Origin of the sequence: Phenylobacterium sp. (assembly GCF_013822795.1) — a bacterium.
Taxonomy (GTDB): Bacteria; Pseudomonadota; Alphaproteobacteria; order Caulobacterales; family Caulobacteraceae; genus Phenylobacterium.
On sequence record NZ_PNLB01000030.1, the window covers coordinates 20798 to 27658 of the forward strand.

Consider the following 6861-nt stretch of genomic DNA (forward strand, 5'->3'; position numbering starts at 1 on the left):
CGGTAGAAGGCGCCTATGGCCGATCTCTTCGAAGCAGCCGGGCTGACGCCGCACGCGCCGTCGCCGCTCGCCGACCGCCTGCGCCCGCAGCGACTGGGCGAGGTCGTGGGGCAGGATCACCTGCTGGGCGCAGAAGGTCCGATCGGCCGGATGGCCGAGGCCAAACGGCTGTCTTCGATGATCCTCTGGGGGCCGCCCGGCACTGGCAAGACCACCATCGCCCGCCTGCTGGCCAAGGAGGCCGGCTACGAGTTCCAGCAGATCTCGGCGGTGTTCTCCGGCGTCGCCGATCTGAAGAAGGCGTTCGAGCAGGCGCGGATGCGGCGCGCCGCCGGCCAGTCGACCCTGCTGTTCGTCGACGAAATCCACCGCTTCAACCGGGCCCAGCAGGACGGCTTCCTGCCCTTCGTGGAGGAGGGCATCGTCACCTTGGTGGGAGCCACCACCGAAAACCCGTCGTTCGAGCTCAATGGAGCGCTCCTCTCGCGCTCTCAGGTCTACGTCCTCAAACGGCTCGACGACGAGGCGCTGGAGTCGCTGCTGACCAAGGCCGAAGCCCACGAGCAAAGGGCCCTGTCGCTGGAACCCGAGGCGCGCCAGGCCCTGGTCGCCATGGCCGACGGCGACGGCCGCTACCTCCTGACCCTGGCCGAGACGCTGTTCAACATCGGCTCGGCGAAACCCTTGTCGATCAAGGACCTGGGCCAGATCCTTCAGAAGCGCAGCCCGGCCTACGACAAGGATAGGGAAGAGCACTACAACCTGATCTCGGCCCTGCATAAGTCGGTGCGCGGCTCCGACCCCGACGCGGCGCTTTACTGGCTGGCGCGGATGCTGGGCGGCGGCGAGGACCCGCTGTTCATCGCCCGGCGGCTGATCCGCATGGCCGTCGAGGACATCGGCGAGGCCGATCCGATGGCCCTGGTGTTGGCCAACGCCGCCAAGGACACCTACGACTTCCTTGGCAGTCCGGAGGGCGAACTGGCCCTGGCCCAGGTCGTGGTGCACCTGGCGGCGGCGCCCAAGTCCAACGCCGTCTATGTGGCCTTCAAGGCCGCCCAGCGGGCGGCGCGCGAGACCGGCTCGCTGATGCCGCCGGCCCACATCCGCAACGCCCCGACCAAGCTGATGAAGGACCTCGGCTACGGCAAGGGCTACGCCTACGACCACGACGTCGAGGGCGGCTTCTCGGGCCAGAACTACTTCCCGGACGGCATGGAGCGACAGCGCTTCTATGAGCCGAAGGAAGTCGGCGTGGAGGCGCGGATCAAGGAGCGTCTGGAGCGTTGGGCCGAGCAGCGGAACCGCCGCTCGTGAAGCCGCGCACGCCGCCGAAGGTGAAGGCCCAGCCCAAGCCTGTCGTCCTGACCGCCGACGAGATCGCGCTGGTCCGCAGCCTGGTGATCTACGAGGACGCCGACATCATGGCGCTGAACAAGCCGTCGGGCCTGTCCAGCCAGGGCGGGCGCGGGCAGGTCAACACGCTGGACGAACTGCTTTGGGCCTTCGCCAAGCCGGGTAAGGCGCGTCCGCGGCTGATCCACCGGCTCGACCGTGACACCTCCGGGGTGATCCTCACCGCCAAGACCAAGCCGGCGGCGAGTTTCCTGGGCAAGCACATGATGGGCCGGCGCTTCGCCAAGACCTATCGGGCCATCGTCACGCCGGGCGCGCCGGAGCCGGCTGGCGGGGTGATTGAGGCCGCCCTGCGCCGCGAGGAGGCCGGGCGCGAAGCCTACATGCGCGTTTGCCCGCCCGACCACCCGGATGCCGAGACGGCGCTGACGCGCTATCGGACGTTGGCCAAGGCGACGGGGGCGGCGCTCGTCGAGGCGAACCCGCAGACCGGCCGAATGCACCAGATCCGTGTCCATCTGGCCTCGATCGGGCGGCCGATCGCCGGCGACGCTCGCTATGGCGGGGCCCTGGTGGCTGGCGGTCGCCCGGTTCCTCGGCTGATGCTGCACGCCGCGGCGCTGACCTTTCCGCACCCGGCCGGGGGTACGAAGACCATCACCGCCGAGACGCCCGCCGACATGCAGTCGCTGATTGAGACCCTGGGCTTGGCCGGGAACGCCGCCGAGGCTTGACCGTTAGCCAGGAAGCCGTGCGAACCGCGGCGTTGGTGAGGTCACCGCATGCGACGCCTGACAACGATCATCGTGCTCTGCGCCGCGCTCGGCGCCTGCGCCACCGCCCCGACCGTCTACGGGCCTGCCACCCGCGCCGACGGCGTCGGCTTTTCTGAGATGCGGATCGAGCCGGGAAGATACCGGGTGACGTTCCGCGGCGGCGCGGGCGCGCCGATCACCCAGGTTTCCGACTATGCGTTGCTGCGCGCCGCCGACCTGACATTGGCCGATGGCTACGAATGGTTCCGGGTCGTGGATCGCTACGTGGCGCAGAGCGGCTATGACAGCAGTCCGCGCGTTTCGGTGGGGGCGGGCGGCGGCAGCGGCGGCTACAGCAGCGGTGTCGGCGTCGGCGTGGGCACCAGCTTCAACCTCGGCGGCGGCCCGGCCCTGACCCAGACCATAGAGATCATCATGGGACGTGGAACCCAACCGCCTTCGGCGACCGGCCAAGTTTACGACGCGGCGAACGTCCGGAGCACGATCGGCGGGCGGCTCTAGGCTCGGACGGCCGGCGCGTCCTGGACGCGGTTCGCGACGTGGGTGAATCCCGCGACTTCGGCGACGTCGGCGAATCCTTCCGAGGGCAGGCCCTGGGCGATCAGCAGCGGCGCCAGGCCTTGGGCCTGTTCGCCGACCTCCAGCAGGGCGGCCGCCACGTCGCCGTCGGTCCCCACGATGTCGCCGGCGTCGAGCGCCAGGGCTTGCAGCCGCACGTCCTTGAACGCGGCGGCGGCGTCACGGCCGGGCTGCAGACGGCCGAACACCCCCTTGCACGTTGCGCCGAGCAGGCTGGCGACCTCGTTCAGGCGTCCCGGCGGCGTGCCGCGGCCGATCTCGGTGATCTCGATGATGATGCGCGCCTTGAGCATCTCGGTCGATCCATGGGTGGCGTGGGCCAGGCCGGCGCGACCGCGACGGCCGGCCAGCGTGCGGAACGATTGCGGGATGATCAGCGGCAGTTTGGCTTCGGCGTCCGACGGCCGCAGGCGGCTGGCGAAGTCGAGGGTCGCGCGGTCGATGGCTTCGACATCGCTGTCGGTGAGGCGGCCATAGGCCCAGGTGGGGATGATGACGCCGGTCTTCACGTGGCGCACAACCGGACGGATCCGCAGCGCTGCGGTCGCCTCGTGGCGCAGGCTGACGAGCTCTTCGATTGAATAGTCGAGCGCGAGGATCCGGCGCTCGCTGGTGGCGAAGGTCCAGGGCGGCAGACCTTCGGAAGGTCCCACCTGCGCCTCAACTCCGCTCTCGCCCGCCACGTCCGTCATCCAGAAAGCCAATTGGGCTCGGACCATGCCGGGGCTGACTTAACCGGTCGTGACGAGGCTCGATTAACCGACCGTTTGCGCCAGAGGGGCGGTGCGTCGCATAAGGGCGCATGGAAAAGGTTCTACTCGTGGCCGCTGGAGGCGCTGTGGGCGCCGTGGCGCGCTACGCCCTTGGGGTCCAGGCCTTCAGGCTTTGGGGGCCGAACTGGCCGTTCGGGACCTTTATCGCCAACGTCTCAGGCGGCTTGCTGATGGGCGTGCTGGCGGGCTATCTCGCCCACCGCGGAGGCGCCGACCAGGAGAAGCTGCGTGTCCTGCTGGGCGTTGGCGTCCTGGGCGGCTTCACGACCTTTTCGGCGTTCTCGCTGGAGGTCGCTCTGATGGTCGAGCGCCGTACCTACGGCCAAGCGTTCACCTATGCGACGGCCTCGGTTCTACTTTCGATGAGCGCGCTGTTCGTCGGTCTGATTTTGGCCCGGAGGGCGTTCGCGTGAGAGAAGTTCGTAACATCGCCGTCGATCCCGGCGAAGACGGCGTGCGCCTCGACCGGTGGTTCCGCCGCCGCTGGCCGCATGTCTCGCAGATCCAGATCCAGAAGCTCGCTCGTTCGGGGCAGATTCGTGTCGACGGCGCCCGCGCCAAGCCCGACCAGCGCCTGGCCGCTGGCGAGATGATCCGTGTGCCGCCGCTGCCCGACGCGCCCAAGGCTGGCGACAAGCCCGGCCTGGATCCGCGAGACATCGCCTACGCCAAGTCGCTGGTGATCTACGAGGACGAGGAAGTCCTGGTGATCAACAAGCCCTCGGGCCTGGCGGTGCAGGGCGGCACCAAGACCACCAAGCACGTCGATCGCCTGCTCAGCGCATGGGGCGAGGGGCTGGAGCGCCCGCGCCTGGTCCATCGGCTGGACCGCGACACCTCCGGTGTTCTGGTGCTGGGAAAGACACCCGGGGCTGCGGCCAAGCTATCTGGCGCCTTTGCGCGCCGCCGTGCCGAAAAGACCTACTGGGCGCTGGTCATCGGTAACCCCAAGCCCTCGGAAGGGGTGATGGAGCTGCACCTGGTCAAGAAGGGCGTCGGCGACCGCGAGATGGTCGTTCCGGCCGATCCGAAGGATCCCAACGCCGACCCGGCCGAGACCGAGTTCGTGACCGTCAGCCGCGCGGCGCACCGCGTGGCCTGGATGGCCCTGCGCCCGCATACCGGCCGCACCCACCAACTGCGGGCGCACATGCTGGCCATGGGCCATCCGATCCTGGGCGATCCCAAGTACAAGACCGACGCCTCGGCCGAGCTCTCCGGGAGCCTGAAGCTGCAGTTGCATGCACGCCGGCTGACCCTGCCGCATCCGTCGCGCGGCACGCTGATCCTGGAGGCGCCGATCAGCAAGGAGCTGAAGGAAGGCTTCAACCGCTTCGGCTTCGACGAACACGAGGCCGATCCCGAGCCGTTCAAGAGCCGCAAGCGGCGATACTAGGCCTCAAAGGCCACGTTCGGCTTGGCGTCGGGCGAGAGGAAAGCGGCGGCCGACAAGGCCTCGGCTTCGATCGCCTTGCGGTCCTTGGCGGCGACTTTGCCGAACAGGCGTACGCTGACAGCGACAGACTTTTTCTTGGCCTCGATCCGCCAGGTTCCGGCGACGACCCCGTTGATCAGCACCGTGGCCGGGATCAGCCCGTTCTTGCTGGCCACCAGCGGCGCATGCTCGGGGCGGATGATCCCGGTTCGGTCGGCGCGGCAGAGCACTGCCCCGTCGAAATCGGCCAACAGCCGGACCGGCGCAGGGGTGTCGCCTACTGGGCGCGCGGCGTCCCTCAGATCGTAGAGCTTGCGGCCGCGCTCGTCCTTGAAGGTCACGAGTTCGTCGCTCAGCGACTCGAAGGTGGCGGCGGCCGCCTTCAGCCCCGACCAAGCCGAGAAGTCGGCCGGAAGCGAAGGGCCGTGCGAGGCGAGATACCGCCGCGCCAGAGCCTGGGGCTGGGGCCCTTCATGCTCGTCGCGTCCGAGCCAGGTGCTGGCCAGGGTAAAGTCGCCGCCGGGCTCGTGGCCGAACTGGGCGTCGGAGGACGCCTGGACCAGCGGCAGGAACATCCGCGTGGCGTAGGCGAGGGGACGCACCGGTTCGAATCCATGCGCTTCCAGCACCTGCCGCACGCTCTCGAAGTCCTTCGGCTCCGGCGCGAAGTGTTCCCGGCCGATCGCCAGGACGGCGTCCAGCAACTCCGGAGTGGGCTTCAGGCCCCACGGCAGGGTGACGTCGCGCGCAGGCATAATCGTGGTGCGGAAGGCCAGCACGTCCTCGGCGCTCGCCAGGTGCAGCGTGCCGCGCATCAGGGTCGAGCGGACGACCCGACGGGCCTGGATAGCGTCCAGAAGATCCTGCCGCCGGAAGTTCTGCAGCCGCGCCCACAGGCCCAGGAACGGCGCCCGCGGCAGCTGCGCCTGCATCGCGAACAGCCGCTCCAGCGCCGCGACCGGATCGAGCGTCTGCCGCTCCAGCAGCATCTGCCGGTCCAGCAGGATGCGATTGAGGTCGCGCGGGGTAAGGACGGTGTCGTTCATGCGCCAAGGATCGCCGCCCCGCCCCAGCTTGCGCAATCGCGTCGGGGGCGTCATTGCACCCGGGAGCTAAGGAGATAAGCGTGCAGAAGGGCTTCATCGAGCCGGGCGAGAAGCCCAAGCGGTTCTACAAGGACGTCTCGGTGGTCGCCGAGGACGGCGCCTTCTCGGTCAAGCTCGACGGCCGCAACGTCCGCTCGCCCAAGGGCGGCAAGCTGTCGGTCCCGACCATGGCCTTGGCCGAAATGGTCGCCGCCGAATGGGACGCGCAGGGCAAGCACATCGAGATCGCGGCCATGCACATCACGCGTCTGGCCTTCACCGCCACCGAGGCGATTCCCCAGGCTCGCGATGCGACCGCCAGCCAGATCGCCCAGTACGCGGCCTCGGACCTGCTCTGCTATTTCTCGGAAAGCGGCAACAGCCTCTATGACCGCCAGGTCGCCGGTTGGGAGCCGGTGCTGCGCCGGGCCGAGCACGAGTTGGCCCTGGTGTTCCGCCGCGCCACCGGGATCGTCCACGCCGAGCAGCCGGAGGAGACCCTGGAGAAGGTCAAGGCGCTGGCGCTGGAGCTCGACGACTTCGCCCTAACCGGGGTGGCGTTCGGCACGCCGCTGTTCGGCTCGGCGGTGCTGGCCCTGTCGCTGCAGCGCGGCTGGCTGACGGGCGAGGAGTCCTGGACGCTCTCGCGGATCGACGAGGCCTACCAGGAAGAAAAGTGGGGCGTGGACGAGGAGGCCGCCGAGCGCACGGCGCGTCTGTTGGAGGAAGCGCGCATGCTCGAGAGCTGGTTCAAGGCTCTGGCATAAGGCGGCCTGCGCGGTTGCCAGCGCCGGATCGTCCGACTACGCCTTGAAGCTTGGCGTGGGAGGCCGTTGCGTGAAGCACATCCTTGAAGA

Annotated in this window: 8 protein-coding genes; 6 read left to right on the plus strand and 2 right to left on the minus strand. The window is 68.9% G+C overall.

Annotated elements, in window-relative coordinates:
* Positions 1 to 15 precede the first annotated feature (15 nt).
* From C0481_RS20885 to C0481_RS20895, 3 genes are read left to right on the plus strand one after another with little or no spacing between them, the layout of a single operon-like run.
* Entirely contained in the window at positions 16 to 1317 is a 1302-nt protein-coding gene (locus C0481_RS20885) for a replication-associated recombination protein A (protein ID WP_293407554.1), read from the plus strand.
* The gene (locus C0481_RS20890; RefSeq protein ID WP_293407557.1) at positions 1314 to 2090 is read left to right on the plus strand and encodes an RluA family pseudouridine synthase; all 777 of its coding nucleotides are present in this window, start codon (positions 1314 to 1316) and stop codon (positions 2088 to 2090) included. Before C0481_RS20885 ends, C0481_RS20890 begins: the two co-directional genes overlap by 4 nt.
* 48 nt (positions 2091 to 2138) lie before the next feature.
* Entirely contained in the window at positions 2139 to 2633 is a 495-nt protein-coding gene (locus tag C0481_RS20895; RefSeq protein ID WP_293407559.1) for a hypothetical protein, read from the plus strand.
* Here the strand turns inward: C0481_RS20895 and C0481_RS20900 are convergent.
* A complete protein-coding gene (locus C0481_RS20900) occupies positions 2630 to 3403 on the minus strand; it encodes a hypothetical protein (protein ID WP_293407561.1) in 774 nt (257 codons plus the stop codon). The two genes, C0481_RS20895 and C0481_RS20900, sit on opposite strands and share 4 nt — an antisense overlap.
* Positions 3404 to 3513: 110 nt before the next feature.
* On the opposite strand from C0481_RS20900, the gene crcB reads away from it, so the two are divergent.
* Entirely contained in the window at positions 3514 to 3897 is a 384-nt protein-coding gene (crcB, locus tag C0481_RS20905; protein ID WP_293407563.1) for a fluoride efflux transporter CrcB, read from the plus strand.
* Positions 3894 to 4880, plus strand: a complete 987-nt coding sequence (locus C0481_RS20910; RefSeq protein WP_293407565.1) for an RluA family pseudouridine synthase — start codon at positions 3894 to 3896, stop codon at positions 4878 to 4880. The genes crcB and C0481_RS20910 overlap by 4 nt, the downstream gene beginning before the upstream one ends.
* Here the strand turns inward: C0481_RS20910 and C0481_RS20915 are convergent.
* Entirely contained in the window at positions 4877 to 5965 is a 1089-nt protein-coding gene (locus tag C0481_RS20915; protein ID WP_293407567.1) for a winged helix DNA-binding domain-containing protein, read from the minus strand. The genes C0481_RS20910 and C0481_RS20915 overlap by 4 nt on opposite strands.
* A gap of 80 nt (positions 5966 to 6045) precedes the next feature.
* On the opposite strand from C0481_RS20915, the gene C0481_RS20920 reads away from it, so the two are divergent.
* The gene (locus C0481_RS20920) at positions 6046 to 6771 is read left to right on the plus strand and encodes an ATP12 family protein (protein ID WP_293407569.1); all 726 of its coding nucleotides are present in this window, start codon (positions 6046 to 6048) and stop codon (positions 6769 to 6771) included.
* The last annotated feature ends 90 nt before the right edge of the window (positions 6772 to 6861 follow it).